Annotated in this window: 1 protein-coding gene; it reads left to right on the forward strand. The window is 36.6% G+C overall.

Annotated features, from left to right (window positions below):
• A partial coding sequence (locus AZF08_RS27205) for a transposase (protein WP_235604091.1) occupies positions 1-380 on the forward strand: 380 nt, incomplete at both ends.

Consider the following 380-nt stretch of genomic DNA (forward strand, 5'->3'; position numbering starts at 1 on the left):
AGAGAAATTGCGTCCGTATTACTGTGAAAACAACGGTCGTCCCTCTATTCATCCTATTGTTTTATTTAAAATGATGTTTGTTGGCTATTTTTATGGCATTCGATCTGAACGCCAACTAGAGAAAGAAATTAAAACCAATATTGCTTACCGTTGGTTTTTAGGTTTTTCTTTATCGGATTCAGTTCCAGATCACTCCACAATTAGTTGGAATCGTCGTACTCGTTTTCTTCATACAGATATTTTTGAGGAAATCTTCAATGAAATTGTACGTCAAGCGATGGAACATCGTATGGTGGGAGGACGTGCGTTGATGACAGATTCAACTCACGTGAAGGCAAACGCAAATAAAAATAAATTTGTGCACAAAGTAAAAAAAGAGC

Source organism: Bacillus gaemokensis (assembly GCF_001590835.1).
Classification (GTDB): domain Bacteria; phylum Bacillota; class Bacilli; order Bacillales; family Bacillaceae_G; genus Bacillus_A; species Bacillus_A gaemokensis.